The following is a 25,892-nucleotide window of genomic DNA, read 5'->3' on the forward strand; positions in this document are numbered from 1 at the left end:
TGGTATGCACGCGCAACGGGGTTTCGCACTGCTTGAACTTCTGCTGGCGACAATGGTGGCCACCCTTATCGCAGTGTGGGGGGTGAGCACACTCGTCGATAACATGGACGATGCGGGCGCGCGCGCCGCCGCTCGCTGGATGTTGGCCGTGCGCGACGCGGCCGGCCGTTACCTTGCCCGGCATGGGCCCGAACTCAGCCTTGCCAATGTGCCAGCCGCCTTGCAGCATGAAGGCTACGCGGATTGGCGCACACCGACGCCGGCGGAGCTCAAGCGCGCCGGGCTGCTTGCGGAGGGGTTGCCGCTCACCGTCGCGATGGGAGCTGGCGCCCATATACGTGTGGTGCGCCGCGGCCTGTGCCCCGGCCATGCGTGCCGCCCCAATGCGCTTGTATACAGTGCCCAGCCTTTTGTACGAGAGCGGGGTAGGGTTGATGAGCGCGCTGTGTCGCAGTGGTTGCTGGAAGCGGCGGGTGCGGGCGGCTGGGTAAGCCCGGGGGCGTCGTCGCAGTTGCGCGGCCCCCTGTTCACTCTGCCCAATCCTCCTTGGCCGGGTGCCGCATTGCCGCCCGGGACGGTTGCCATGCTGGCGGACGATACTTTGCGTACAGCGCAAGTGGTGCATATCGGTGATCGCCGGGACCCGCAGCTTCAGGGTGCGATGACTGTAAGCGGTGATATTCGCGCCGGTGCCAATTTGGCTGTGGAGGGATATGTTCGGATCGGCGCGAGGAGGGCGCCAGGCCAGGCTTGCAATGTCGACGGCGCATTAGCGCTGGCGGTGCAGCCGCATAAAAGCCTGCTGGCGTGCCAGGGCGGCAGTTGGACTGCGTTGGGCGTCGCTGCGGCGCCCGGTGGCAGTTATTCAATCAATTCGGTAACTGGCTGCAAAACGCATGCGGGTCAGTCCACTGCCAATGTCAATACCGGAACCTGCGCCTGCCTGCCGGGCCAGAAAGCGATCAAGGTCGGCGAGGATCCCCCTAATCTCTTGCAGCGAGGCCGCATTAGCCATTTCATCTGCGTAAATTGATGGCGCGCAGCCACATTGCACAACACGTCGGCAAAGACACCCTATAATTAACAGTTACCTTTTTATCTCGTGTTTTTCTCCAATGAAAACCTCCGAAATACGTCAGAAGTTTCTGTCTTTCTTCGAGTCGAAGGGCCATCAGCTCGTCCCTTCGTCTTCCCTGGTGCCGGGCAACGATCCCACGCTGCTCTTCACCAATGCGGGGATGGTGCAGTTCAAGGACGTATTCACGGGCAAGGACAGCCGCCCCTACAGTCGTGCCACTACGTCGCAGCGCTGTGTGCGTGCCGGCGGAAAGCACAACGACCTCGAAAACGTCGGCTATACCGCGCGGCATCACACTTTCTTCGAGATGTTGGGCAATTTCAGCTTTGGCGACTACTTCAAGCACGATGCCATCCGCTACGCCTGGGAACTGCTCACCAAGGTGTACGGCCTGCCTGCCGACAAGCTTACCGTCACGGTGTACCACGAAGACGACGAAGCCTACGACATCTGGGCCAATGAGATCGGCGTGCCCCGCGAGCGCATCATCCGCATTGGCGACAACAAGGGTGCGCGTTATGCGTCTGACAACTTCTGGCAGATGGCCGATACCGGCCCCTGCGGCCCCTGTTCCGAGATTTTCTATGATCACGGCCCTGAAATCTGGGGAGGCCCTCCGGGCTCGCCCGAGGAAGACGGTGATCGTTTCATCGAAATCTGGAATCTGGTTTTCATGCAATTCGAGCGCGATGCCCAGGGCAACATGATGCCGCTGCCGCGTCCATGCGTCGATACGGGCATGGGTCTCGAGCGCATCGCGGCGGTGCTGCAGCATGTGCATTCCAACTACGAGATCGACCTGTTCCAGGCGTTGATCAAGGCCGCCGCACGCGAAACCGGTGTGTCCGACCTTTCCAATAATTCGCTCAAGGTAATCGCCGACCATATCCGTGCCTGCAGCTTCCTCGTCGTGGATGGCGTGATACCGAGCAATGAGGGGCGAGGCTATGTGCTGCGCCGCATTGTGCGTCGCGCACTGCGGCATGGCCACAAGCTGGGCCAATCGGGCCTGTTCTTTCATCGCCTGGTGGGCGATCTCGTGGCACAGATGGGTGACGCCTATCCCGAGCTCGCCGTGCAGCAGTTCCGTGTCGAGCAAGTTTTGCGCCAGGAAGAAGAACGGTTCAGCGAGACCCTTGAGCACGGTATCAAGATTCTTGATGCCGCGCTGGCGCAGGTGCCTGAAAACGGCACACTTGATGGCCAAACGCTGTTCACGCTGTACGACACCTATGGCTTCCCGGTCGACCTTACCGCGGATATCTGCCGCGAACGCGATGTACAGGTAGATCACGCGGGCTTCGAGGCCGCCATGGCGCATCAGCGTCAGCAGGCCAGGGCGGCGGGCAAGTTCAAGACTGCTGGCAACCTTTCCTACAGCGGTGTTGAAACGCGCTTCGATGGCTACGAGCATCTCCAGGGGCTGGGCAAGGTTACCGCGCTTTACGTCGATGGCACCTCGGTTGGCAGCATTCATGCGGGGCAGGACGCTATCGTTGTGCTGGATGCTACGCCTTTCTATGCCGAGTCCGGTGGTCAGGTAGGCGACATGGGTGTGCTCGAAGGTGGCGGCGCTCACTTCACCGTACACGACACGCAAAAGATTCAAAGCAATGTATTTGGCCACCATGGCCACCTCGAAAGCGGTTCACTCAATTTGGGCGATACGCTGGATGCGCGTGTCGACGCCACACGGCGTGCCCGCACGGTACGTAATCACTCCGCGACGCACCTGATGCATAAGGCGTTGCGCGAAGTCTTGGGCGGGCATGTCCAGCAGCGCGGCTCTTTGGTCGATGCAGATAAAACCCGTTTCGACTTCGCCCATGATGCGCCTATGACACCGACGCAAATCGCCGAAGTCGAGCGCATCGTCAACGATGAGGTGCTGTCCAATCATGCAGCCGCGGCCCGCGTCATGACCTATGATGAAGCGGTACAAGGCGGCGCTATGGCACTGTTTGGCGAAAAATACGGCGATACCGTCCGTGTTCTGGATATCGGTTTCTCGCGCGAGCTGTGTGGGGGCACCCACGTTGCCCGCACCGGCGACATCGGCCTGTTCAAGATTGTGGCTGAAAGCGGTGTGGCCGCAGGCGTACGCCGCGTTGAAGCCATCACGGGCGATAACGCCGTGCGTTGGGTGCAGGAAACCAATGAGGTGCTGCTGCGTGCCGCGGGCCTGCTGCGCACCCAGCCGGCGGATTTGGTTGATCGCATCGCTCAGTTGCAGGGCCAACTGAAGGCCCTCGAGCGTGACCTCGACCAGGTCAAGAGCAAGCTCGCCGCGTCCGCAGGCAGTGATCTTGCGTCTCGCGCCATTGCGCTGCCCGGTGACGCGCGGCTGCTGGTGGCCAATGTCGGCGGCGCCGATCCCAAGGCGCTGCGCGGCATGGTCGATCAGCTCAAAGATAAGCTCAAGTCCGCCGTGGTGCTGCTTGCCACTGTCGCCGACGACAAGATCAGCATCGTGGCCGGCGTTACGTCCGATCTCACTGGCAAGGTGAAGGCCGGCGAACTGGTCGGTATGGTGGCCGCGCAGGTTGGTGGAAAGGGGGGCGGCCGTCCAGACATGGCCATGGGCGGCGGATCCGATGCCCAAGCTCTGCCAGCGGCAATAGAAAGCGTGCAGGGCTGGGTCAGCGAACGCCTGGCCTGAGTCCGGAGCATAATATGGCCACTCCCGTTGATTTCACGCCAGCCTTCGACCTGGAGGTCGATGCCCGCGGGTTGAAGTGCCCGCTGCCCATACTGCGCGCCAAGAAGGCTTTGGCACAGCTGGAAAGCGGGGAAATTCTGCGGGTGCTGACCACTGACACGCATGCCGTGCAGGATTTCGAAGCTTTCTCGCGGCAGACCGGCAATGCGCTGGAAGCACAAATAGACGAAGGCGAGTACACGGCGCATTACCTGCGCCGCCGCTAGGGCAAGGGGCGCTCGCCAGGGCGGGCGGGTTCGGTGCAGGTGCCGGGGTGACGCCAACGCGACATATATTCGCGTGGCCATGCGTCGTCAAGAGCGGGCCGGCTGCTGGCCTTCTTGCCGGTGCCTGTCGCTTTTTGCCCCGTACAGCGGCCAAAAGCGGCAAAGGGTTTGCCGGTGCCTGCCAAATAGTGCTAGAATCTCTTGTTTTTCACCGTATTTTCAAAGGATTACCATGGTTGTGATTCGTCTGGCCCGTGGCGGCTCGAAAAAGCGTCCGTTTTATAACGTTGTGGCAGCCGATTCGCGTAATCGCCGCGATGGCCGCTTCATCGAGCGCGTGGGTTTTTACAATCCCGTGGCGGCTGAAGGCGCAGAAAGCCTGCGTCTGGCAATGGATCGCGTCCAGTACTGGACCGAAAACGGCGCCCAGCTGTCGCCCGCCGTTGCGCGCCTGGTCAAGCAGGTTTCCGCCCAAGCCGCTGCCTGAGCGCATTTTGCGCCACAGCGCGTAGCCTGCCCGCGGCAGGGCGCGTTTGTGTCTGGCCCACCCGTATGCCCAGCAGCGTCGACGCACCCCTTGGCACCACGCCAGAAGATCTGGTAGAGCTGGGGCGTGTTGCGTCCGCCTATGGTGTGCAGGGGTGGGTCAAGATACAGCCGCACGCAGCAGGCGGCGATGCCCTGCTCACTGCGCGAGTCTGGTGGTTAAGAGCGCCCATCCTTCCTGGGGATGTTGGCGCTTTGCCTATTGCGCGGGCTTATCCGGTGCTGGCATCCCGCAAGCATGGCGCAACGGTTGTGGCGCAATTAGGCCTGGTCAACGACCGTGACATGGCTGATGCGCTGAAGGCTCATACCGTTTGGGTCCCGCGCGCCAATTTTCCCGCTTCCGCGCCAGACGAATATTACTGGGTTGATCTCATCGGCTGCAGCCTGTATGGCGAGCACCAGGGTGCGCCTGCACTCATCGGTGTGGTGCAAGATGTGGTCGATAACGGCGCTCATGCGGTGTTGCAGGTGGCAAGGCAAAGCCTCGACGCCTCGGGCCTCGCGCAGCCTGTCCTCAACAGCAAGGGCAGGTCTGTCGAAGTGCTGGTGCCCTTTGTGGCGGCGCATGTGCACACCGTCGACATCGCTGGCAAGCGGCTCGACAGCAATTGGCCGGTCGAGTGGTGATATGCGATTTGATGTCATCACCTTGTTTCCGGACATGTTCTCCGTGGTCCGGGATCTCGGTGTCACGGGTCGCGCCCACCGGCAGGCGCTGTGGTCTCTGCATCTCTGGAATCCGCGTGATTTCACGCACGACGTCCATCGCACGGTAGACGACCGCCCCTACGGTGGCGGGCCGGGCATGGTCATGCTGGCCGAACCCCTCGAGCATTCAGTCGATGCTGCGCTGGTCGCGCGCGGCGCCGCCGAGCCGCCACCTGTCATCCTGATGAGCCCTACAGGTCAGCGCTTCGACCAAAGCATGGCGCAAGAATTCGCCGCAAGTCCAGGGGCTGTCATTGTATGTGGCCGTTACGAAGGCATCGACCAACGCTTCATTGACCGGCGCGTCACGCATGAGATTTCCCTGGGGGATTTCGTGTTATCCGGGGGGGAAATCGCCGCGCTGGCCATCATTGATGCTGCCGTGCGGCTTCTGCCGGGCGCGCTCAACGATGCTGGCTCCGCGCCCCAGGATTCTTTCAATACTGCGCTTACGGGCTTACTCGACAGCCCCCATTACACGCGCCCCGAGGTATACCAGGGCGTATCGGTGCCCACGCCGCTGCTGTCGGGCCATCATGCCAATATCGCAGTTTGGCGGCGCCAGCAGTCGCTGGCATTGACGGCGGCGCGTCGTCCGGATCTTATCGAGCATGCCCGCGCTTCTGGGCTGCTGTCAAAGGCTGACGAAAATTATCTCGCCGCCCTGCGGCGGGAGGCCGGCCAGGCCTAAGCCGTGGCCGGCAGGCACAGCGCCCGCCGCAGGGCGGGCGGCCCCTTCAAACCAGGCGTGCCAATTGCGCTTTGACTTTCTCAAGTGTTTCGCCGAACTGAACCACGCGGGTTTTTTCCTGATCGATCACCGCGGCAGGAGCACGCTCGATAAAGCTGGCGTTGCCCAGTTTGCTCTGCGCCTTGGCGATTTCACGCTCCAGCCGTTCAACCTCTTTGCCCAAGCGGGCGCGTTCAGCATCTTTGTCGATCTCGACTTTCAGCATGAGCTGGGTTGTGCCGACGACCTGGACCGGCGCGCCCAGATCGGGAAGCTGCGTGACGACATCGACCCCTGAAAGCTTGGCCAGTGCCATGAGGTAGATGCTGTTGGCTGCCAGCACGCTGCTATCGCCCTGGGCCACAAGTGGCACGCGCTGGGCGGGCGAGATACTCATTTCACCGCGCAGTGCCCTGACGACATCGACCTGGGCCTTGAGCTCGGCGACCTGGGCTTCGGCCTGCTCGTCGATGCGTGTAGCATCTGCCATCGGATAGGGCTGTATGGAAATGCTGATCACGGTGTCGGCATCGCGTACGCCAGCTACGACGGAAACCTTCTGCCAGAGTTCTTCGGTGATGAAAGGGATGATTGGATGTGCAAGGCGCAATACGGCTTCCAGCACGCGAATAAGGGTGCGCCGGGTACCAAGCTGCTGGGCTGGTGTGCCGTTTTGCAACTGCGTTTTGGCCATTTCCACGTACCAGTCGCAGTATTCGTCCCATACGAAGTGGTAGATGGCATTGGCGATGTTGTCGAACCGATAATCGGCGAAGCCTCGGTCGACGTCCTGCTCCAGCCGTTGCAGTTGGCTGATGATCCAGCGGTCGGCGAAGGAGAGTTCAGCCTGCACGTTTTGGCCGTCGACGTAGAGGGTATCCGACGAGAGCGCATGCCCTTCGGTATTCATCAGCACGAAGCGCGTGGCGTTCCACAGCTTGTTGCAGAAGTTGCGGTAGCCTTCGCAGCGCTTGAGGTCGAAGTTGATGTTGCGGCCCAGTGTGGCGTAGGCAGCCATGGTGAAGCGCAGCGCATCGGTGCCGTAGGCGGGAAAACCGTCGGGGTAGTCTTTGGCGGTTTTCTTGCGGATGCTGGCGGCTTGCTTGGGATTCATCAGGCCCGTGGTGCGTTTATCGAGGAGCGCGTCCAGACCTATGCCGTCGATCAGGTCGACCGGATCGATGGTATTGCCCTTGGACTTGCTCATCTTCTTGCCGTCCATGTCGCACACCAGGCCGTGCACGTAGACACTGCGGAAGGGTACTTGGCCGGTCATGTGCATGCTCATCATGACCATGCGAGCAACCCAGAAGAAAATAATGTCGAAACCTGTGACCAGCACGCTGGATGGCAGGTAGCGCGCCAGGTCGGGTGTTTGCTCGGGCCAGCCCAAATCGGTGAACGGCACAAGTGCAGACGAGAACCAAGTGTCCAGGACATCCGGGTCGCGGGTCAGCGGGCCTTTGACGCCGGCGGCATCAGCCCTGACGCGGGCTTCTTCTTCGGTGCGGGCAACGAATACCTGGCCGTCTTCAGCGTACCACGCGGGAATCTGATGGCCCCACCAGAGCTGGCGTGAAATACACCAGTCCTGGATCTTCTCGAGCCACTGGTTGTAGGTGGTGGTCCAGTTTTCAGGGTAGAACTTGACGCGCCCGTCGGCTACCGCCTCAAGCGCCACATCCGTAATGCTCTTGCCAGGATGGAGGGTGCCGGCCGGCGCGGGCTTGCTCATGGCCACGAACCATTGATCAGTGAGCATGGGTTCGATCACGGTATTGGTGCGATCGCCGCGCGGCACCATGAGTTTGTGAGGTTTGATACTTTGCAGCAGGCCTTGTGCGTCCAGGTCGGCCACGATCTGCTTGCGCGCGTCGAAGCGGTCCATGCCGCGGTAGGCTTCAGGGGCTTCGCTGGACACCTTGGCGTCCAGCGTCAGGATGCTGATCATGTCCAGGTTGTGGCGCTGGCCTACGGCGTAGTCGTTGAAATCGTGCGCAGGAGTCACCTTTACGACACCCGTGCCGAATTCACGATCGACATAGTCGTCGGCGATAACGGGGATGCGGCGCCCCACTAGCGGCAGCACCACATCATGTCCGATCAGATGGGCATAGCGCTCGTCTTCCGGGTGCACCATGACAGCCACGTCACCCAGCATGGTTTCGGGGCGTGTGGTGGCAACGACCAGGTGCGTGATCCCGCCCGCCGGTTCAGCCAGTGGATAGCGGATTTCCCACATGAAGCCGTCTTCTTCCTCGCTGACCACTTCGAGGTCGGACACTGCGGTGCCCAGCACAGGGTCCCAGTTCACCAGGCGCTTGCCGCGGTAGATCAGGCCTTGCTCATACAGGCGCACGAAAACCTCGGACACGCCCCGGGACAGGTTGCCGTCCATGGTGAAGTACTCGCGCTCCCAGTCGCACGAGGAGCCCAGGCGACGGAATTGCTGTGTGATGGCGCTACCCGATTGTTCTTTCCATTCCCATACTTTTTCAAGGAATTTTTCGCGCCCCAGGTCGTGGCGCGAGATGTTCTGTGCGTCGAGCTGGCGCTCGACCACGATTTGCGTGGCGATGCCCGCGTGGTCGGTGCCGGGTATGAACACCGTGTCGTGGCCGCACATGCGGTGATAGCGCACCAGCCCGTCCATTACGGTTTGATTGAAGGCATGGCCCATGTGCAGCGTACCGGTGACATTGGGCGGAGGGAACTGAATGACGAAGGGTTGGCTGCTGTCGCGGCCTGACGAGGCGACATGTTTGCCGCCCTTGAAATAGCCGTGCTGCTCCCATTGCGCGTACCAGCGGGATTCAAGTTCCTGCGGTTCAAAGCTTTTGGAGAGTTGGTCGGTGCTGATTGATGCGGGGGATGAGGTCATGGCGGTGAAATAAACTCGTGCGATACGGGCGGTGCGGGCAGTGAAAGCGTGCGCAAGGCGGGCTGCGGCGGCGCGCGGCGAGGGCGGTGCGCCTCGCATGCGTGGCGGCGCGCCCCCAAATGCGAATCCTCTATTTTATGATGGAGTGACAGCGCATGGGCGTGTTAAAATGCCCGGTTAACATAAACTTTACCGAAGTTGTTGTTTTTATTGAAGAAACCATTTCGGCAACCCTTGGTCTGAGCCTTTTCGCGGGGCCGGGCGGGCGCCGTTGGCGTTGCCCGGTCTTGTGCCCGGGGCAGGAACAAACCTTTCTTTTCTGGAAATTTTCATGGCAATTGAACGCACCCTATCCATCATCAAGCCCGATGCCGTCGCCAAGAACGTAATCGGCCAAATCGTCGCCCGCTTCGAGCAGGCCGGCCTGAAGGTCGTGGCGGCCCGTTTGCAGCAGCTCTCGCGCGACGAAGCCGAGCGTTTCTATGCAGTACACAAAGCGCGTCCCTTCTACAAGGATCTGGTCGATTTCATGGTGTCGGGTCCCGTGTTCGTGCAAGTGCTCGAAGGTGAGAGTGCCATCCAGAAAAACCGCGACCTGATGGGCGCCACCGATCCCAAGAAGGCCGAGAAGGGCACCATCCGCGCCGATTTCGCTGACAGTATCGACGCCAACGCAGTGCACGGTTCCGACGCGCCCGAGACCGCTGCCGTGGAAATTGCTTTCTTCTTCCCCGAAAGCAACATCCACAGCCGCTGATCCGGCGCTATAGGCAAGACGCAATGCAAGGTCCCACCGTCGTTCCGGCCAAGGCCGAACTCATCAATCTGCTTGGCATGGATGCCCCCGCGTTGGCCGACCTGGTCGGCCAGTGGGGCGGCAAGCCGTTTCGTGCCAAGCAACTCCAGCGCTGGATACACCAGCGTGGGGTCGATTCGTTCAACGACATGACGGATCTTGCGCGCGTCTTCCGTGAGCAGCTATCTGCGCATTGCGCGATTCACGCGCCCGCCGTCGTCACTGAGCAACGCTCTTCCGACGGCACCCGCAAATGGCTGTTCGATGTCGGCCGCAACAACGCGGTCGAAGCGGTCTTTATCCCCGAAGACGACCGCGGCACGCTGTGCATTTCCAGTCAAGCCGGCTGCACGGTGGCGTGCCCGTTTTGTTCCACGGGGTATCAGGGTTTCAACCGTAACCTCACAACGGCCGAGATCATCGGGCAACTCTGGTATGCGCGCCGCGCGGTCGAGGCCGAGCGCGCGGGCGCCCGCATCGGCGAGGCCAGCGCCGAGGCGCCCGACCGCGTCATCAGCAACGTCGTGATGATGGGCATGGGCGAGCCGCTGCTCAATTACGACCAGGTGCTGGGCGCTTTGCGCCTGATGCTCGACGACAATGCCTATGGCCTGTCGCGGCGGCGCGTCACTGTTTCCACTTCGGGTGTGGTGCCCATGATGGACCGTCTCAGCCGTGACTGCCCCGTGGCGCTCGCGGTGTCGCTGCACGCGCCCAATGACACCCTGCGCGACCGCTTGGTGCCGCTTAACCGCAAGCATCCTCTTGCCGAACTGCTCGACGCCTGTAATCGCTATCTCGAGCACGCGCCGCGCGACTTCATCACCTTCGAGTACATCATGCTCGACGGGATCAACGACGCCGACGAGCACGCCGACCAACTGCTGGAGATCGCGCGCCGGGTTCGGTGCAAGTTCAACCTGATACCATTTAATCCTTTCCCGCAGTCGGGGCTGAAACGTTCTCCTCCCGCACGGGTTCGGCTTTTTGCTCAACGCCTGATGGACGGCGGCGTGGTCACTACAGTGCGCAAGACGCGCGGCGATGATATTGCAGCCGCTTGCGGGCAATTGGCGGGTGATGTCAAAGACCGCACACGCGTTGCCGAGCGTCTACCCGATCGCGCCGTTATCGCCATCAATCAGGAGCGTGGATGAATCAACCTTTGCTGAGAGAAGATCCGAACGGCGCCGGGCCCGGTCCGGCGTTGCCTTCAGACATGCCCGCTCATGCGGCGAGGCCCCATGGTTCCTCGGGTGGCGATTCGGTGCCGTCCACCGCGCCGTCTTCAGCGCCCGATGGCAATGGCGTCGGTCCCACGCTGCGCGGCCTGCGGGAGGTGCGTGGCCAGAGCGTGGGTGAAGTGTCGGCCCGCCTGAAGTTTTCCACCCGCCAGATCGAGGCGCTTGAAGCAGAGCGCTGGGAAGCCCTGCCTCAAGGGGTTTCGCTGCGCGGGTTTGTAAAAAACTATGGCCGTTTCCTGGACGCCGATATCGACGCGCTGCTGGCCATGCTCGACACTCAGGTAGGCGACACGGCGCCGCGTGCGGTAAACGTAAGCCGCGCGGCGCCGCTGGGCGCCGTCGATGCTCCGCTGCAAGTCGAGAGCGTTTCCCGTCCATGGGGATGGCTGTTGATCATTCTCATTCTTCTGGCTGTCATCGGCTTTTATGCGCTGGAGCGAGGTTGGATCCCCGATTCATGGCTGGTCTTCGACTGGCTCAAGATGCTGAAAAATGACTGATACTTCCAATTCGTACGAGGCAGGGCAAGCGTTGCCAGTGGGTGCCGCCGTCCGGCGCCGCACGCGCCCGGTTGTCGTGCGCTGGGGCGATCGCAAAGTCCAGGTAGGTGGTGACGCGCCGGTCGTTGTGCAGTCTATGACCAACACCGATACGGCGGATCCGATCGCCACCGCCATACAGGTCAAGGAATTGGCGCTGGCAGGGTCTGAAATTGTCCGTATCACGGTCAATACGCCCGAAGCGGCGCGCGAGGTGCCCGCAATCCGCGAGCAGCTTGATCGGATGAACATCTCTGTGCCGCTGGTGGGAGACTTCCACTACAACGGCCACAAATTGCTGTCGCAATTTCCCGAGTGCGCCCAGGCGCTGTCCAAGTACCGCATCAACCCCGGCAATATGGGGGGCGGAAAAAAGCGCGACGACAATTTCGCGCAGATGATCGAGATCGCTTGCCGCTACGAAAAGCCGGTGCGCATCGGTGTCAACTGGGGCAGCCTGGATCACGAACTGATGGCCCGCATGATGGACGAAAACGGCCGTCGCGCGCAGCCTTGGGAAGCCCAGGCGGTCATGCGCGATGCCTTGGTTGTGTCTGCCATCAGCAACGCGCGCCGCGCCGAAGAGCTCGGCCTGTCACCTAATGGCATCGTCCTGTCGTGCAAAGTCAGCCATGTGCAAGACCTGATCACGGTCTATCAAGACCTTTCCAGCCGTTGCGACTACCCTCTGCACCTGGGGTTGACGGAAGCCGGCATGGGCAGCAAAGGGATCGTCGCTTCCACGGCAGCACTGGCGGTGCTGCTGCAGCAGGGCATTGGCGATACCATCCGCATTTCTCTCACGCCAGAACCTGGCGGAGACCGCCGTCGCGAAGTAATCGTCGCCCAGGAGATCCTCCAGAGCATGGGCCTGCGGGCTTTCACGCCTATGGTTGTGGCCTGTCCTGGTTGCGGGCGCACCAGCAGCACCGTATTCCAGGAGCTCGCCGATGACATCCAGCGCTTCCTGCGCGATCAGATGCCTGTCTGGAAGTCACGCTATCCAGGGGTAGAGAACATGAACGTCGCTGTCATGGGTTGTGTGGTCAACGGGCCGGGCGAAAGCCGGCACGCGGACATCGGCATCAGCCTGCCCGGCACGGGCGAGATTCCCTCGGCCCCGGTCTTCATAGACGGCGAGCGCACCATTACACTCAAGGGCGACAACATTGCCGTCGAGTTCCAGGCCATTGTCGAAGACTACGTCGAACGCCGCTACGGCACCGGCGCAGCGCAGTATTCCGGTCGCGGCTAGCCCGCGCATACCCAAGTAACCATGACATCAACATTTAAGAAGGTTCATGCCATCACCGGCATGAAAGACGCGCTCCCCGACACCAGTGCTGCGTGGGAAAGCCTGGAAGCTACTGTCCGGGAGTGGCTGGGCGCTTACGGCTATTGCAATATGCGCACACCGGTGCTGGAGCACACCCGCCTGTTTACGCGCGGCATCGGCGAAGTCACCGATATCGTCGAAAAGGAGATGTATTCCTTCACCGATGCGCTCAACAACGAGCATCTCACCATGCGGCCGGAGTTCACGGCCGGCATGGTGCGCGCTACCATCGAGCACAATCTGCTGTACGAACGCCCGCATCGCGTCTACGCAATGGGCCCGGTGTTTCGTCACGAAAAACCGCAGCGAGGCCGCTACCGCCAGTTCCATCAGATCGACGTCGAGGCCCTGGGTTTTGCCGGCCCCGACATTGATGCCGAACTCATTGTCATGCTGGCCAGGCTCTGGAAGCTGCTTGGGCTCACAGACATCCGGCTCGAGCTCAACTCGCTGGGGCAGGCCGAAGAGCGCGCCGCCCATCGGGCAGCCCTTATCGAACATCTTCAGAAGCATATCGACGTGCTCGACGAAGAGGCTCGGCGACGCATGCACACCAATCCGCTTCGCGTACTTGATACCAAGAATCCCGCGATGCAGGATATGGCCAACAGTGCGCCGCGCCTGTTCGACTTCCTTGGTGCAAAGTCGCGGGAGCACTTTGCCGGCGTATGCGAGCGCCTAGCGGATGCTGGTATTTCTTACAGGCTCAATCCGCGCCTCGTGCGGGGCCTGGATTACTACAATCTGACCGTTTTCGAGTGGGTCACAGACCGGCTCGGTGCCCAGGGCACGGTATGCGGCGGCGGTCGCTACGATGGTCTGATCGAATTGCTGGGCGGCAAGCCTGCGCCGGCCGTGGGCTTTGCCATCGGCATGGAGCGCTTGCTCGATCTGTGCGAACAAATCGGTGGCCAGGCCGAGCGCCCGGAGTGCGACGTCTATCTGGTTCACCAGGGCGAAGCCGCCCAGCGCCGTGCTGCGCTATTGGGCGAAAGCTTGCGCGATGCCGGATTGCGTGTCATTGTTCATGCCGGTCCGGGCAGCTTCAAGGCACAGTTCAAACGTGCCGACGCAAGCGGTGCGCGCGTGGCCGTCATACTTGGCGATAACGAGCTTGCCAGCGCCAGTGCCAGCGTCAAGTGGCTGCGCGAGCAGGACGGCCATATCGGGGCACAGCAAGAAACCATCCCGCTCGATTGTTTGGTAACAGAGTTGAAAAACAGGGTCTGAAGAAGCATGGCATACGATTTGGAAGAACAGGAGAAACTCGACGCCCTGCGTGCGTGGTGGGACCGCTACGGCACGCTTTGTGTCGTCCTGGTGTTCGTCGCCGTCGCGGGTGTGCTCGGCTGGCGTGGCTGGCAGTGGTACCAGGAACACAAAAGCAACCAGGCCATGAGCTACTTCGAGGCGCTCGAAAGCGCCACGGGGCAGCAGGGTGACGAAGCCGTCGCCCGCATCAAGGCGGCCAGCACCACCTTGCGCGACGACTTCCCGTCTTCCGGCTACACCTCGCGCGGCCTCCTGGTGGCTGCCATGGCCCTCCAGCAGCGCGGCGACCTCGACGGTGCGCGCCAGCAACTCGAATGGCTGGTCCAGCGCAGCGCTGATCAGGCGTTGGTGGCGCTGGGCAAGTTGCGCCTGGCTGGCATATTGCTGCAGCAAAAACAATACGAGCCCGCGCTTGCCTTGCTTGGCGAGCCACCCCCAGCGTTCGCCGGCCTCTATGAAGACCGGCGCGGCGACATCCTGCTCGCGCAGGGCAGCAATGACCAAGCCCGTGCGGCCTGGGAAAGCGCGATCAAGGCATTGGGCGCCGACCCCGCCGCGCAGATCGTGCAATTGAAAATCGACGCCTTGAGTGGAAACTGATCCATGCGTAACACCGCTTTCCGCCGTTCATCGTCCCGCCGCTTCTTGCGTGGCGCCATATTGGCACTGAGCCTGGCCGGTCTGGCTGGCTGCTCCATGTTTTCCAGCAGCGATCCGCGCTACGAGCCCACGCCGCTCACTGAGTATGCGCCGGGCGTTACTGCGGCGGTAGCCTGGAGCACGTCCGTTGGCAGCGGCGGAGGCTATGGTTTTGCACCCACCGTCGTGGGCGAATCCGTTTACGCAGCTGCGCCGGGTGGGCGTGTCGTCAAGGTGGCGCTTGGTTCGGGAGTGGTGCAGTGGCAGGCTGATACCGGCCGCGAGCTTTCCGCCGGGGCGGGTTCCGACGGCACCAACACCGCCGTTGCAGCCAATAACGGCGAGGTTATCGCCTACGACGACAAGGGCGTCGAAAAATGGCGGGCCAAGGCCTCCAGCGCCATCAACATCCCGCCTGTGGTTGGTGCCGGTGTCGTCGTTGTGCGCAGCAGCGACTACCGCATACAGGCGTTCGACGCCCAGACGGGCGAGCCTCGCTGGCAGGTGCAACGGCCAGGCCCGGCGCTGGCACTCAAAACCAATATGCAACTGGTCATCATCCAGGGGCTGGTTGTGTCCGGCATGCCTAGCGGTCGCCTGATGCTGATCGAGGCTGCCAGCGGCAACGTCCAGTGGGAAGGCCAGGTCGCCAGTTCCCAGGGCGCCACAGACCTCGAACGCATCCGTGACGTGGTCGGTACGCCGCAGGTCCAGGGGCCGCTGCTGTGCGGCGTCGCCTATCAGGGGCGCATGGTGTGCTTCGATGTCTCCCAGGGTGGGCGTCCAATCTGGGAAACGACCTTCTCCAGCAAAACCGGCATGGCCACCGACAACGTGCATGCCTATGCGGGCGATCAACGCGATGTGGTGCATGCGTTCAATCTGGCAAGCGGCAGCGAAGTCTGGAAGCAGTCCGCATTGCGCAATCGTCGGTTGACGCAGCCGGCGGTTGTACCGCAGGCAGTTGCCGTCGGTGACCTGGATGGCTATGTCCATTTTCTGTCCCGTGAAAACGGGCATCTGCTGGGCCGCGTGAGCGTGGGCGGCGGCGCCGTGCTTTCTCCGCCGATCGCCACCACGCGCGGCGTGCTGGTGCAAACTGGCAATGGCAATCTGGTGCTGGTTGGTGTCAATTGAACAAATCTGTATTCAAGCCCGTTATCGCCCTGGTAGGGCGCGCCAATGTGGGCAAGTCCACATTGTTCAACCGCATTACGCGTTCGCGTGCCGCGCTGGTAGCCGATTTTTCCGGCCTTACGCGGGATCGCCATTACGGCGAGGGCAGGGTGGGCAATCATCCCTTCATTGCCGTCGATACCGGCGGCTTCGAGCCGGTTGCCAAAGAAGGCATATTGCTCGAAATGGCGCGTCAGACGCAGCAGGCGATCGCTGAAGCGGACGTGGTGATCTTTCTGGTCGACGCCCGTGCTGGTGTCAATGCGCACGATCATGAAATCGCCCGCCTGCTGCGCAAGAGCGGCCAGCGTGTATTGCTGGCGGTCAATAAGGCCGAAGGCATGCGCTACGGCTCGGCGGCGGCTGAATTCCACGAACTGGGCTTGGGCGAACCGCATCCCATTTCGGCCTCACATGGTGATGGCGTCGTTGATCTCATCGAAGAAGCACTTTCTTTCATGGATGCGGCCGAGGCGGGCGGTTCCGACGACAGCGTCGTTTTTGACGCCGATGCACTCAGTGATGACGATATCGACGCCGTCTTAGCGGCTGGTGACGAGGCCGGTGCTGAAGCCGCCGACGAGGCTGACGCTGAAGCTGGCGTGCAGCACCGGATAAAGCTGGCTGTTGTAGGCCGGCCCAACGCAGGAAAATCCACGCTCATCAACACGCTCGTGGGCGAGGAGCGCGTTATTGCCTTCGATATGCCGGGCACCACGCGCGATGCCATCGAGATCGAGTTCGAACGCGGCGGCACGGCTTATACCCTGATCGATACCGCAGGTTTGCGCCGTCGTGGCAAGGTGTTCGAAGCCATTGAGAAGTTTTCCGTCATCAAGACGCTGCAGGCCATCGAAGCCTGCAATGTCGTGCTGCTCATGATTGACGCCCAGGCGGGTATTTCAGATCAGGATGCCCACATCGCCGGCTTCGTGGTCGAAACCGGGCGGGCGCTAGTGGTTGCCATCAACAAATGGGACAGCGTCGACCGCGAGCAGCGCGAACTGCTGCTGCGCGAGTTCGAGCGCAAGCTGCGGTTTCTCTCTTTTGCGCGCATGCATACGATATCCGCCACGAAGGGGCAGGGCATCAATGCACTCCTCAAATCGGTCAATGCGGCGCATGCCGCTGCGTTTTCCAGGTTGTCCACGCCTCGCCTTACACGCGAATTGCGCGATGCTGTCGAGCAGCAACCGCCGCCGCGCAAGGGGATTTTTCGCCCCAAGATGCGCTATGCGCACCAGGGCGGCCAGAATCCGCCGCTCATCGTTATTCACGGCAATGCGCTTGATGCCATACCGGATTCGTATCGCCGCTATCTCGAAACGCGCTTCCGTACCGCATTCAAGCTCGAAGGCACGCCGTTGCGCATCGAGTTCAAATCATCCCAGAATCCTTACATAAAGGGGGCACAGTGAGCCGTTATTGGAGTGACGACGTATCCAGCCTTTCTCCCTATGTCGCAGGGGAGCAGCCAAAGATCGAGGGCCTGCTCAAGCTGAATACCAACGAAAGCCCCTATGGGCCGTCCCCGCGCGCCATTGAGGCGATACGCGCCGCTGCCGGCGATCGCCTCCGGCTGTATCCCGACAACGAATCCAAGGCACTGTGTGAAGCGGCTGCACGCGCCTACGGCGTGGATGCCAGCCAAGTTTTCCCCGGCAACGGATCGGACGAGGTGCTGGCCCACATTTTCAATGGGCTGTTCCGCCACGAAGGCAGGGCGCTTTGGCTGCCGGATATCACCTACAGCTTTTATCGTACATTCTGCGGGTTGTTTGGTATTCCGGCTCGGCTTGTTCCGCTGGCCGACGACTATGCCATCCGGCCGGCCGACTACATCGGGCCGCACGCCGAGACGCCCGCCGGCATCATTTTTGCCAACCCCAATGCGCCTACCGGGCTGGCCATGCCACTGTCAGACATCGAGGCCATTGCGCATTCCAATCCTGATGTCGCGGTCGTCGTAGACGAAGCCTATGTCGATTTTGGTGCTGAATCCGCCGTATCATTGCTGGGTTCATGTCCAAACTTGGTCGTTGTGCATACGTTGTCCAAGTCGCGCGCGCTGGCGGGGCTTCGGGTCGGGTACGCCATCGCGGGCGTTCAAATCATCGATGGTCTGAATCGCGTCAAAGATAGCTTCAATTCCTATCCGCTCGACATGCTGGCGCAGGCGGGGGCCGTAGCGGCGCTTGACGACGGCGGCTATTTCGACCAAACGCGCCGAGCCGTCATGGATACCCGGCGGCAGTTGTCGGACGCGTTGGCGAAACTTGGTTTCGAAACATTACCGAGCTCCACTAATTTCGTTTTCACCCGTCATCCGCGCCACGATGCAGCAGACATCGCTGCAAGGCTTCGGGCACAAAAAATCCTTGTGCGCCATTTCAAGCAACCGCGTATCGAGCAGTTTCTGCGCATCACCGTCGGTACGCCCGAAGAATGCGATCGTCTCTGCCTGGCGCTGGCAGATATCGTGAAGTAATTGCAACTCATTTTTTTTCGTATTGGCCGGATTATTTTGCAAGGGGGCCGTGCCAATACCGGGAAAACCCTGTAAAGTAGATATCTCACCAAACCACCTAAAACAACACAATTGGAGCCTAGCCAATGAGCAACAAAGGGCAAACACTACAAGATCCATTCCTAAACGCCCTGCGCAAAGACCATGTGCCCGTGTCTATCTACCTTGTCAATGGCATCAAGCTGCAAGGTCAGGTAGAGTCCTTCGATCAGTATGTCGTCCTGCTGCGCAACACTGTCACGCAAATGGTATATAAGCACGCGATCTCCACGGTCGTTCCCGCTCGCCCTGTCAATTTCCAGGTGGATGATTCCGCTGAATAACCCGCGCACTCTTTGCACCTGGCTGCCCGCCAAGCGCATCGCGCTGGCGGGTGTTTCGTTTGGAGGGCGCCCATGAGCATGAAAGCCCTCATTATCAGTGTCGACCTTGGCGAGCCCGATTATCAGGCTCATGCCGATGAGTTTGTCATGCTTGCGAAGGGCGCGGGGGCGGAGATTGTCGGCACCGTCGCCGCACGCCGGGCGAGGCCCGATGCGGCGCATTTCATCGGCAGCGGCAAGCTCGAAGAGGCAGTGCTGCTGGCCCATGAAACCGGTGCCGAAATCGTTTTGTTCGATCAGCCATTGAGCCCCGCACAGCAGCGCAACCTCGAGCGCGGCATCAACCTGCGGGTTGTCGATCGGGTCGCGTTGATTCTCGATATCTTCGCGCTGCGAGCCAAGAGCCACGAGGGCAAGCTGCAGGTCGAACTCGCGCAGCTGCAGCACCTGTCCACGCGTCTTACACGCATGTGGACCCACCTCGAACGGCAGCGCGGCGGCATCGGCATGCGGGGGCCGGGCGAGTCGCAGCTCGAGATGGACCGACGCATGATCGGCGACAAGGTGCGCCTGTTGCGCGCGCGGCTCGATCGCGTGCAGCGCCAGCGCGCCACGCAGCGCCGCGCCCGGGCGCGCGGCAATACGCTGTCGGTATCGCTGGTCGGTTATACCAACGCCGGCAAATCGACACTGTTCAACGCCTTGACGCGAGCCGGCGCCTATGCGGCTGATCAACTCTTTGCCACGCTCGATACAACGACACGCCGCGTCTGGATCGAAGGAGCGGGGCAGGTGGTCATTTCCGATACGGTAGGCTTTATCCGGGACCTGCCGCCCACGCTGATCGCAGCTTTTCGTGCCACACTCGAAGAAACCGTGCAGGCGGATCTTCTTCTGCACGTCATCGATGCCTCAAGCCCTCAACGCGATGAGCAAGTCGCTGAAGTCAATAAAGTGCTCGCCGACATTGGCGCGGCCGATATCCCCTGTATTCTCGTCTACAACAAAATCGATCAGGCTGGTTACGAGCCCCGTGTGGAACGTAACGAACATGGTACGATTGCACGAGTTTTCGTAGGCGCACTGGAGCGCCTGGGTTTAGAGGGTTTGCGCCAGGCAATCGTCGAAACAGGACAAATCGCGGGAAACAATGCGTTTAATATCAAAAATATTCAATCTGAATGATCCGGGCTGGGGGCGCGGCAATAACAACAATAGTAATGGCGGCTCCGAACCCCCGCGCCGGCCTGGTCAAAACGAGGGCCCTCCCGACCTTGACGAGGTCTGGCGCGACTTCAACAATAAGCTGGGCTCGCTGTTCGGCCGCAAGCCGCGTCGCGGCGGCGGTGGTTTTGGCGGCGGCAACGGTTCGGGGGGCGGCGTCAACCTGCCCAAGGGCTCGCCCAAGCTATTTGTTGTGCTGGGCGTGGTCATTGTGGGTTTGTGGCTGGCCAGCGGTTTCATCATTGTCCAAGAAGGCCAGGTCGCGGTCGTCACCCGCTTTGGTCAATACACCAAGACACTCAGCCCCGGCCTGCAGTGGCGTTTGCCGGCGCCCATCGAAAACCACCAGATGGTCAATATTGCGCAGCTGCGCACCTTTGAGGTCGGCTACCGCGGCAACACGCGCAACAAGGTACTGCCCGAGTCACTCATGCTGACGACCGACGAAAACATTGTCGATCTGCAGTTCGTGGTGCAGTATCGTCTCGAGCCGAACGGCGCGCCCGACTACCTGTTCCGCACCAACCAGCCGGATGAATCCGTGCGCCAGGCCTCAGAAACGGCAATGCGCGAGATTGTGGGCAAGAAGCCTATGGATTTCGTGCTTTACTCGGGCCGCACCGAGGTCGCCGCTGAGGTTCAGAAGCTGGCCCAGAATATCCTCGACCGCTACCAGACGGGCATCCAGATCAGCACGGTTGCCATCCAGAACGTCCAGCCGCCCGAGCAGGTGCAGGCTGCGTTCGATGATGCCGTCAAGGCCGGCCAAGACCGCGAACGTCTGATCAATGAGGGCAACGCCTATGCCAACAAGGTTCTGCCTGAAGCGCAAGGCCAAGTGGCCCGCATGATCCAGGATGCCGAAGGCTACCGCGCGCGCGTCATCGGCAATGCCGAGGGTGATGCCGCGCGCTTCAGCAGCGTCGAAGCCGAGTACGCCAAGGCGCCCGAGATCACGCGCCAACGTCTATATCTGTCCACCATGGAAAGTATATTGGCCGACGTCAGCAAGGTGGTGGTGGATACCGATTCCGCCAACAACATGCTGTACCTGCCGTTGGACAAAATCATGAACGACGCGGCGCGGGCGCCGCGCAATACGGGCGACCAACCCGGCGCCGCCGCGGCTGGGGCAGCATCAGGCCAGTCTACCGAGGCTGCCAACGGCCGGGCGGCAGCAGGCCGAACCGGGAAGGCTGCTGCTTCCGGCAGTTCGTCGCTGTCCGTAAACCCGTATTCGCGCTGAGAGGCATAGATGCAACGCTCCTTTCCCATACTGATTGGCCTGCTGATTATCCTGGCAGTGCTTTCTTCGTGCGTCTTCGTTGTGCGAGAGCGTGATTCGGCGCTGGTTTTCGCCCTGGGTGAAGTGCGCGAAACCATCGTCAAGCCAGGCCTGTATTTCAAGCTGCCACCACCGTTCCAGAATGTCGTCTTCCTCGACAAACGTCTGCAAACCATCGAAAGCAGCGACCCCGAGCGCATCCAGACAGCCGAAAAGAAGAATCTGTTGATCGATTCCTACGTGAAGTGGCGCATCGCTGATCCTCGGCTCTTCTACGTGACGTTCGGCGCCAATGATCGTGGAGCGGTCGAGCGGCTTTCAGCACAGATTCGCGATGCTCTCAACGCTTCCGTCAACGTGCGCACCGTCAAGGAAGTAGTTTCCAACGAGCGCGACAAAATCATGAGTGAAGTGCTCGATAACGTTGCAGCCCGGGCCAAGCCGCTGGGTGTCGACGTGGTCGACGTTCGCTTGCGTCGCATCGACTTCGCCCCTGAAATCTCCGAATCCGTTTACAGGCGTATGGAAGCCGAGCGCAAGCAAGAGGCCAATCGCCTGCGTGCAAGCGGGACGGCTGACAGCGAGCGCATCCGCGCCCAGGCCGATCGCGAGCGTCAGGAGATCCTGGCCAAGGCTTATGCGCAGGCGCAGCAGGTGAAGGGCGAGGGCGATGCCACGGCATCGGCCATTTTTGCTGATGCATACGGCCGCAATCCCGATTTCTTCAAGCTTTACCGTAGCCTGGAGGCCTACCGTACTGTCTTCTCGACCAAGGGTGACACCATCGTACTCAGTCCGCGCTCCGAGTTCTTCCAGTACTGGGGGGCGGCACATGGTGGCGCAGCAGGCGCGTCAGTCAAGCCCTGATGCGTCCGTAATCAGGTTTTGGCGATGTCTTCGTACGTTGCCAAAGCCTGAAGCGGCACCCGAAGTGTGCACGTACCCTCGTTGCGTGCCATGTGGCTTCGAGTTCGCGCCCTTGGCTTGGCGGCTTTCATTTCCCTTGCTTATTCGTTTATACTAACGCGTAAGTTTCGATTATCTTTTCCGCAAGCGACTTGGCGGGCTTACGCCCCAGGTCGCTTTTTGTTTGGCATAGCCCATTACCGTTCTCACCGGGACTGCACAATGTCCACATGGTTGTTGCCAGAGAATCTGGCGGATATTCTGCCGGCCGAGGCGCGCCGTATCGAAGAGTTGCGGCGCACACTGCTCGATCTATATCGCACGTATGGATACGAGATGGTAGCCCCGCCGCTGGTCGAGTATCTTGATTCACTGCTGTCGGCTGGCGGAGATTCGCTCAGCCTGCGCACATGCAAGCTGATCGATCAGCTTTCTGGCCGCACGCTTGGCGTGCGTGCCGACATGACCCCCCAGGTATCGCGCATCGACGCGCACCTGCTTAACCGCGAAGGCGTCACACGGTTGTGTTACTGCGGCCCAGTGCTGCACGCGCGGCCCGCCGGCTTGCTGTCGGATCGCGAATTGCTGCAGATCGGCGTCGAGTTGTTCGGCCATGCCGGCTTCGAGGCCGACATCGAAGTCATCGAGCTCGCGCTCGAGTCCGTGCGGCGCGCCGGGCTGGCTACCGCGCGTGTCGACCTCAATCATCCCGCAGTGCCGCACGCCATCATTGCGGCGGATGCGGCATTGGCTGACGCCGCCGCCGATATCCTTTGCCTTTTGGGTACCAAAGACGCCCCCGGCATCGCCGCGCTGGCCGAGCAGTATCCAAATGCGCGGGCTGACAGCATCGATGCGTTGCTTGCACTGTTGTCCCTTTACGGCGGCATGGACGTCATCGAGCGTGCGCGCAACGAACTGCCACCGCTGCCGGCGCTGCGCGCCGCCCTTGATGATCTCGATGCCTTGGTCCGCGCGCTGCCAGGGCACGATTTCACGGTTGATCTGGCCGATGTTGCCAGTGGCTACGGCTATCATTCGGGTGTGGTGTTTTCCATTTATGCCCAAGGCTGGCACGATGCGCTCGTGCGCGGCGGCCGCTACGATGGCGTAGGGCGGGCATTTGGCAGGGCGCGTGCTGCCACCGGCTTCAGCCTCGATTTGCGCAAGCTGTCCTCGGGCCTGCCGGCGGCACAGCCGGCCAAGGCTGTGCGGGCGCCATGGGGTAGCGACGCAGCACTGGTTCAAACCTTGCGAGCCTTGCGTGCGCAGGGCGAGATCGTGGTGCAGATGCTGCCCGGGCAGTCTCATGCACTGGATGAATTTACCGTCGATCGCGAGCTTGTGCTGGTCGATGGGGCATGGACAATAAAAGCGATACACTAAGTCCTTTCGCGGGCAGTGTATGTATATGGGTTAACCCTGTACCGGGCGTGCGCGTACCACCGCGCCGGTCGGCACTTTTGTGATACGTAACATGAGCAAGAACATTGTTGTAATTGGCACCCAGTGGGGCGACGAAGGCAAGGGCAAGATTGTGGACTGGCTCGCCGAGTCTGCACAGGGCGTTGTGCGTTTCCAGGGCGGCCACAATGCCGGTCATACCCTGTGGATCAATGGCAAGAAAACCATTCTGCGCCTGATCCCTTCGGGCATCATGCATTCGCACGTTATCTGCTATATCGGCAACGGTGTCGTCTTGTCGCCGCAAGCGCTGCTGCAAGAAATCGGCGAACTCGAAGCTGCGGGCCTCGATGTGCGAAGCCGTCTGCAGATTTCTCCCGCCTGCCCGTTGATCCTGCCGTATCACATTGCCGTTGACCAAGCTCGCGAGGCGCGCAAAGGCGAGGGCAAGATAGGCACAACGGGCCGCGGCATCGGCCCCGCCTACGAAGACAAAGTGGCCCGCCGCGCGCTGCGGGTGCAGGATCTCTACGATCCGGCTATCTTCGACGAAAAACTCGCTGAAGTGCTCGATTACCATAACTTTGTGCTCACTAATTACCTGGGCGCCGCTGCAGTGTCCACCAGCGAGGTTCGCGATCAGGCCATGTCCCTGGCGCCCCAACTGCAGCCCATGGTTGCCGACGTGGCCAGTACCCTTTACCACGCCCAGAAGGGCGGCCACAAGCTGTTGTTCGAAGGTGCGCAGGGCGCCTTGCTGGATATCGATCACGGCACTTACCCCTATGTCACCAGCAGCAATTGTGTCGCTGGCGCCGCATCGGCGGGTGCAGGTACAGGCCCGCAGTCGCTGCCCTATGTGCTGGGCATTGCCAAGGCCTACACCACGCGTGTGGGCGGTGGGCCGTTCCCCACCGAGCTGCTCGACGACACGGGCGCGCGCCTAGCTACCGTCGGCAAAGAATTCGGCTCGGTCACAGGTCGCCCGCGCCGCTGCGGCTGGTTCGATGCGGCAGCAATGAAGCGCTCGGTCATGATCAACGGCATTTCCGGGCTGTGCATCACCAAACTCGACGTGCTGGATGGCGTCGAGCAGATCAAAATCGGCGTTGGCTACCGTTATAAGGGCGAGTTTCTTGATGTGCTGCCTTATGGCGCGCATGCCGCAGCCGAAGCCGAACCGGTGCTCGAAGAAATGGCCGGCTGGACGGAGTCCACGGTGGGCATTACCGAGTACGACAAGCTGCCCGTCAATGCGCGCCGCTATCTGGAGCGTATCGCCGAGGTTTGCGACGTGCCCATTGATATGGTTTCCACTGGCCCCGATCGCCTCGAAACCATTGTGCTGCGCCATCCGTTCGGCGGCTAAACACCCATGTTGCCGCTTCAGGCGGCAGCGGTGGCTTTTCTCCGGCGGCAGACGGGTTTATCATTACGCTCCTTTCAACTTACCGGAATCCGCGTTATGACAATGCCGCCAAGCACTGACCGTGATCTTTGGGTGAGCTGGGACGCCTATCATCAGCTCATCGAGAAACTGGCGCTCGCTGTCCATGACTCGGGTTGGCAGTTCGATAAAATTCTCTGTCTGGCGCGCGGTGGCGTGCGAGTGGGTGATGTGCTCTCCCGCATCTACGATCTGCCGCTGGGTATCCTTGCCACAAGCAGCTATCGCGAAGCGGCGGGCACGCAGCAGGGCCAGCTCGACATCGCCCAGTTCATCACTATTACGCGGGGCACACTCGATGGCAAAGTGTTGCTGGTAGACGACATGGTCGATACTGGCACCACCTTCATGCGGGTGCGGGATCATTTGCTCAGGCAGTTTCCTGCCATCACCGAGCTTCGCACGGCGGTGTTGTGGTGGAAGGGGCACTCCCAGGCCACGCCCGACTATTTCGTTGAAAAACTGCCCACCAATCCCTGGATACACCAGCCTTTCGAAGACTACGACAGTCTGCGTCCGCATCAGCTTGAATCCTGGGTGCGTAAAGGTGAGCGCGCATAAGCCAACCACGGTGGTGTCATTCATGATAAACTTGCTGGTTGTCGCCTAACCCACTAACTTTTTAACCAAGGCTCTTGATTACATGCCTATTGTTCGTCTGAAAGAAAACGAGCCGTTTGAAGCCGCACTGCGTCGCTTCAAGCGCACGATCGAAAAAAACGGCCTCTTGACCGAACTGCGTTCGCGCGAATTCTACGAAAAGCCCACGGCTGAACGTAAGCGCAAGCACGCTGCTGCCGTCAAGCGCCACTACAAGCGCATCCGCAGCCAGCAGCTGCCCCCGCGCCTGTACTGATTTTTTCGAAGGCGGGGCACGCCGCTCGGCTGTACCCCGTATCGCAC

24 protein-coding genes are annotated in these 25,892 nt (G+C 61.1%); 23 read left to right on the plus strand and 1 reads right to left on the minus strand.

The features are described 5' to 3' along the window. The first annotated feature begins 4 nt into the window (after window positions 1–4). From LOL23_RS00745 to trmD, 6 genes are all read left to right on the plus strand, one after another. On the plus strand, window positions 5–1,033 hold the full coding sequence (locus LOL23_RS00745) for a prepilin-type N-terminal cleavage/methylation domain-containing protein (protein WP_160976144.1): 1,029 nt from the start codon (window positions 5–7) through the stop codon (window positions 1,031–1,033). An 82-nt stretch (window positions 1,034–1,115) separates the two neighbouring features. After that, a complete protein-coding gene (gene alaS / locus LOL23_RS00750; RefSeq protein WP_237172986.1) occupies window positions 1,116–3,737 on the plus strand; it encodes an alanine--tRNA ligase in 2,622 nt (873 codons plus the stop codon). Window positions 3,738–3,751: 14 nt separating this feature from the next. Then, window positions 3,752–4,003 carry a sulfurtransferase TusA family protein gene (locus tag LOL23_RS00755; RefSeq protein ID WP_160976148.1) on the plus strand — a complete coding sequence of 84 codons (252 nt, stop codon included), beginning with the start codon at window positions 3,752–3,754 and terminating at the stop codon, window positions 4,001–4,003. A gap of 232 nt (window positions 4,004–4,235) precedes the next feature. Continuing rightward, window positions 4,236–4,490: a 30S ribosomal protein S16 gene (gene rpsP, locus LOL23_RS00760; RefSeq protein ID WP_160976150.1), complete on the plus strand. Its 255-nt coding sequence runs from the start codon at window positions 4,236–4,238 to the stop codon at window positions 4,488–4,490. A gap of 65 nt (window positions 4,491–4,555) precedes the next feature. After that, entirely contained in the window at window positions 4,556–5,179 is a 624-nt protein-coding gene (rimM, locus tag LOL23_RS00765; protein ID WP_160976152.1) for a ribosome maturation factor RimM, read from the plus strand. Between the two features lies 1 nt (window position 5,180). Next, on the plus strand, window positions 5,181–5,951 hold the full coding sequence (gene trmD / locus LOL23_RS00770) for a tRNA (guanosine(37)-N1)-methyltransferase TrmD (protein WP_160976154.1): 771 nt from the start codon (window positions 5,181–5,183) through the stop codon (window positions 5,949–5,951). 46 nt (window positions 5,952–5,997) lie between these two features. Here trmD and LOL23_RS00775 read toward each other — a convergent pair whose 3' ends face one another. Continuing rightward, window positions 5,998–8,871 carry a valine--tRNA ligase gene (locus LOL23_RS00775; RefSeq protein WP_237172987.1) on the minus strand — a complete coding sequence of 958 codons (2,874 nt, stop codon included), beginning with the start codon at window positions 8,869–8,871 and terminating at the stop codon, window positions 5,998–6,000. Between the two features lie 331 nt (window positions 8,872–9,202). On the opposite strand from LOL23_RS00775, the gene ndk reads away from it, so the two are divergent. The 17 genes from ndk (at window position 9,203) to rpsU (ending at window position 25,845) form a co-directional block, all read left to right on the plus strand. After that, window positions 9,203–9,628: a nucleoside-diphosphate kinase gene (gene ndk / locus LOL23_RS00780; protein WP_160976158.1), complete on the plus strand. Its 426-nt coding sequence runs from the start codon at window positions 9,203–9,205 to the stop codon at window positions 9,626–9,628. Between the two features lie 23 nt (window positions 9,629–9,651). Next, on the plus strand, window positions 9,652–10,824 hold the full coding sequence (gene rlmN / locus LOL23_RS00785) for a dual-specificity RNA methyltransferase RlmN (RefSeq protein ID WP_160976160.1): 1,173 nt from the start codon (window positions 9,652–9,654) through the stop codon (window positions 10,822–10,824). Further along, window positions 10,821–11,411 (plus strand): helix-turn-helix domain-containing protein, encoded by a 591-nt coding sequence (locus tag LOL23_RS00790; RefSeq protein ID WP_237172988.1) that lies wholly within the window; start codon window positions 10,821–10,823, stop codon window positions 11,409–11,411. The genes rlmN and LOL23_RS00790 overlap by 4 nt, the downstream gene beginning before the upstream one ends. Continuing rightward, the gene (ispG, locus tag LOL23_RS00795; protein ID WP_160976162.1) at window positions 11,404–12,705 is read left to right on the plus strand and encodes a flavodoxin-dependent (E)-4-hydroxy-3-methylbut-2-enyl-diphosphate synthase; all 1,302 of its coding nucleotides are present in this window, start codon (window positions 11,404–11,406) and stop codon (window positions 12,703–12,705) included. Before LOL23_RS00790 ends, ispG begins: the two co-directional genes overlap by 8 nt. 21 nt (window positions 12,706–12,726) lie before the next feature. After that, window positions 12,727–14,016, plus strand: a complete 1,290-nt coding sequence (hisS, locus tag LOL23_RS00800) for a histidine--tRNA ligase (RefSeq protein WP_160976164.1) — start codon at window positions 12,727–12,729, stop codon at window positions 14,014–14,016. A gap of 6 nt (window positions 14,017–14,022) precedes the next feature. Beyond that, window positions 14,023–14,658: a YfgM family protein gene (locus LOL23_RS00805; protein WP_160976166.1), complete on the plus strand. Its 636-nt coding sequence runs from the start codon at window positions 14,023–14,025 to the stop codon at window positions 14,656–14,658. A gap of 3 nt (window positions 14,659–14,661) precedes the next feature. Then, the gene (gene bamB / locus LOL23_RS00810) at window positions 14,662–15,834 is read left to right on the plus strand and encodes an outer membrane protein assembly factor BamB (protein WP_237172989.1); all 1,173 of its coding nucleotides are present in this window, start codon (window positions 14,662–14,664) and stop codon (window positions 15,832–15,834) included. Next, window positions 15,831–17,291, plus strand: coding sequence for a ribosome biogenesis GTPase Der (der, locus tag LOL23_RS00815; RefSeq protein ID WP_160976170.1), 1,461 nt, complete (start codon window positions 15,831–15,833; stop codon window positions 17,289–17,291). Before bamB ends, der begins: the two co-directional genes overlap by 4 nt. After that, complete coding sequence (gene hisC, locus LOL23_RS00820) at window positions 17,288–18,361, plus strand: histidinol-phosphate transaminase (protein WP_160976172.1); 1,074 nt, start codon at window positions 17,288–17,290, stop codon at window positions 18,359–18,361. Before der ends, hisC begins: the two co-directional genes overlap by 4 nt. 125 nt (window positions 18,362–18,486) lie before the next feature. Beyond that, window positions 18,487–18,723, plus strand: a complete 237-nt coding sequence (gene hfq, locus LOL23_RS00825; RefSeq protein WP_137237690.1) for an RNA chaperone Hfq — start codon at window positions 18,487–18,489, stop codon at window positions 18,721–18,723. 78 nt (window positions 18,724–18,801) lie between these two features. Continuing rightward, window positions 18,802–19,908, plus strand: coding sequence for a GTPase HflX (hflX, locus tag LOL23_RS00830; protein WP_160976902.1), 1,107 nt, complete (start codon window positions 18,802–18,804; stop codon window positions 19,906–19,908). Next, the gene (hflK, locus tag LOL23_RS00835; RefSeq protein WP_160976174.1) at window positions 19,874–21,193 is read left to right on the plus strand and encodes an FtsH protease activity modulator HflK; all 1,320 of its coding nucleotides are present in this window, start codon (window positions 19,874–19,876) and stop codon (window positions 21,191–21,193) included. The genes hflX and hflK overlap by 35 nt, the downstream gene beginning before the upstream one ends. 9 nt (window positions 21,194–21,202) lie before the next feature. Then, on the plus strand, window positions 21,203–22,099 hold the full coding sequence (hflC, locus tag LOL23_RS00840) for a protease modulator HflC (protein WP_160976176.1): 897 nt from the start codon (window positions 21,203–21,205) through the stop codon (window positions 22,097–22,099). Between the two features lie 261 nt (window positions 22,100–22,360). Further along, window positions 22,361–23,524, plus strand: a complete 1,164-nt coding sequence (locus tag LOL23_RS00845; protein ID WP_160976178.1) for an ATP phosphoribosyltransferase regulatory subunit — start codon at window positions 22,361–22,363, stop codon at window positions 23,522–23,524. Between the two features lie 91 nt (window positions 23,525–23,615). Next, window positions 23,616–24,911 carry an adenylosuccinate synthase gene (locus tag LOL23_RS00850; RefSeq protein ID WP_160976180.1) on the plus strand — a complete coding sequence of 432 codons (1,296 nt, stop codon included), beginning with the start codon at window positions 23,616–23,618 and terminating at the stop codon, window positions 24,909–24,911. A 96-nt stretch (window positions 24,912–25,007) separates the two neighbouring features. Continuing rightward, on the plus strand, window positions 25,008–25,550 hold the full coding sequence (locus tag LOL23_RS00855; RefSeq protein ID WP_160976182.1) for a phosphoribosyltransferase: 543 nt from the start codon (window positions 25,008–25,010) through the stop codon (window positions 25,548–25,550). Between the two features lie 82 nt (window positions 25,551–25,632). Beyond that, window positions 25,633–25,845 carry a 30S ribosomal protein S21 gene (rpsU, locus tag LOL23_RS00860; RefSeq protein ID WP_129968890.1) on the plus strand — a complete coding sequence of 71 codons (213 nt, stop codon included), beginning with the start codon at window positions 25,633–25,635 and terminating at the stop codon, window positions 25,843–25,845. The last annotated feature ends 47 nt before the right edge of the window (window positions 25,846–25,892 follow it).

Origin of the sequence: Paracandidimonas lactea (assembly GCF_021653995.1) — a bacterium.
GTDB classification, from domain to species: Bacteria; Pseudomonadota; Gammaproteobacteria; order Burkholderiales; family Burkholderiaceae_B; genus Allopusillimonas; species Allopusillimonas lactea.

Excerpts from the sequence above, each read along its gene's own strand:
- ispG (WP_160976162.1), top strand. The coding sequence starts at position 11,404 with ATGACTGATACTTCCAATTCGTACGAGGCAGGGCAAGCGTTGCCAGTG.
- alaS (WP_237172986.1), top strand. The coding sequence starts at position 1,116 with ATGAAAACCTCCGAAATACGTCAGAAGTTTCTGTCTTTCTTCGAGTCG.
- LOL23_RS00755 (WP_160976148.1), top strand. The coding sequence starts at position 3,752 with ATGGCCACTCCCGTTGATTTCACGCCAGCCTTCGACCTGGAGGTCGAT.
- ndk (WP_160976158.1), top strand. The coding sequence starts at position 9,203 with ATGGCAATTGAACGCACCCTATCCATCATCAAGCCCGATGCCGTCGCC.
- hflK (WP_160976174.1), top strand. The coding sequence starts at position 19,874 with ATGCGTTTAATATCAAAAATATTCAATCTGAATGATCCGGGCTGGGGG.
- LOL23_RS00805 (WP_160976166.1), top strand. The coding sequence starts at position 14,023 with ATGGCATACGATTTGGAAGAACAGGAGAAACTCGACGCCCTGCGTGCG.
- hisS (WP_160976164.1), top strand. The coding sequence starts at position 12,727 with ATGACATCAACATTTAAGAAGGTTCATGCCATCACCGGCATGAAAGAC.
- LOL23_RS00845 (WP_160976178.1), top strand. The coding sequence starts at position 22,361 with ATGTCCACATGGTTGTTGCCAGAGAATCTGGCGGATATTCTGCCGGCC.
- bamB (WP_237172989.1), top strand. The coding sequence starts at position 14,662 with ATGCGTAACACCGCTTTCCGCCGTTCATCGTCCCGCCGCTTCTTGCGT.
- rpsU (WP_129968890.1), top strand. The coding sequence starts at position 25,633 with ATGCCTATTGTTCGTCTGAAAGAAAACGAGCCGTTTGAAGCCGCACTG.
- hfq (WP_137237690.1), top strand. The coding sequence starts at position 18,487 with ATGAGCAACAAAGGGCAAACACTACAAGATCCATTCCTAAACGCCCTG.
- rimM (WP_160976152.1), top strand. The coding sequence starts at position 4,556 with ATGCCCAGCAGCGTCGACGCACCCCTTGGCACCACGCCAGAAGATCTG.
- trmD (WP_160976154.1), top strand. The coding sequence starts at position 5,181 with ATGCGATTTGATGTCATCACCTTGTTTCCGGACATGTTCTCCGTGGTC.
- LOL23_RS00775 (WP_237172987.1), bottom strand. The coding sequence starts at position 8,871 with ATGACCTCATCCCCCGCATCAATCAGCACCGACCAACTCTCCAAAAGC.
- rpsP (WP_160976150.1), top strand. The coding sequence starts at position 4,236 with ATGGTTGTGATTCGTCTGGCCCGTGGCGGCTCGAAAAAGCGTCCGTTT.
- LOL23_RS00850 (WP_160976180.1), top strand. The coding sequence starts at position 23,616 with ATGAGCAAGAACATTGTTGTAATTGGCACCCAGTGGGGCGACGAAGGC.
- LOL23_RS00855 (WP_160976182.1), top strand. The coding sequence starts at position 25,008 with ATGACAATGCCGCCAAGCACTGACCGTGATCTTTGGGTGAGCTGGGAC.
- rlmN (WP_160976160.1), top strand. The coding sequence starts at position 9,652 with ATGCAAGGTCCCACCGTCGTTCCGGCCAAGGCCGAACTCATCAATCTG.
- hflX (WP_160976902.1), top strand. The coding sequence starts at position 18,802 with ATGAAAGCCCTCATTATCAGTGTCGACCTTGGCGAGCCCGATTATCAG.
- hflC (WP_160976176.1), top strand. The coding sequence starts at position 21,203 with ATGCAACGCTCCTTTCCCATACTGATTGGCCTGCTGATTATCCTGGCA.
- LOL23_RS00745 (WP_160976144.1), top strand. The coding sequence starts at position 5 with ATGCACGCGCAACGGGGTTTCGCACTGCTTGAACTTCTGCTGGCGACA.
- LOL23_RS00790 (WP_237172988.1), top strand. The coding sequence starts at position 10,821 with ATGAATCAACCTTTGCTGAGAGAAGATCCGAACGGCGCCGGGCCCGGT.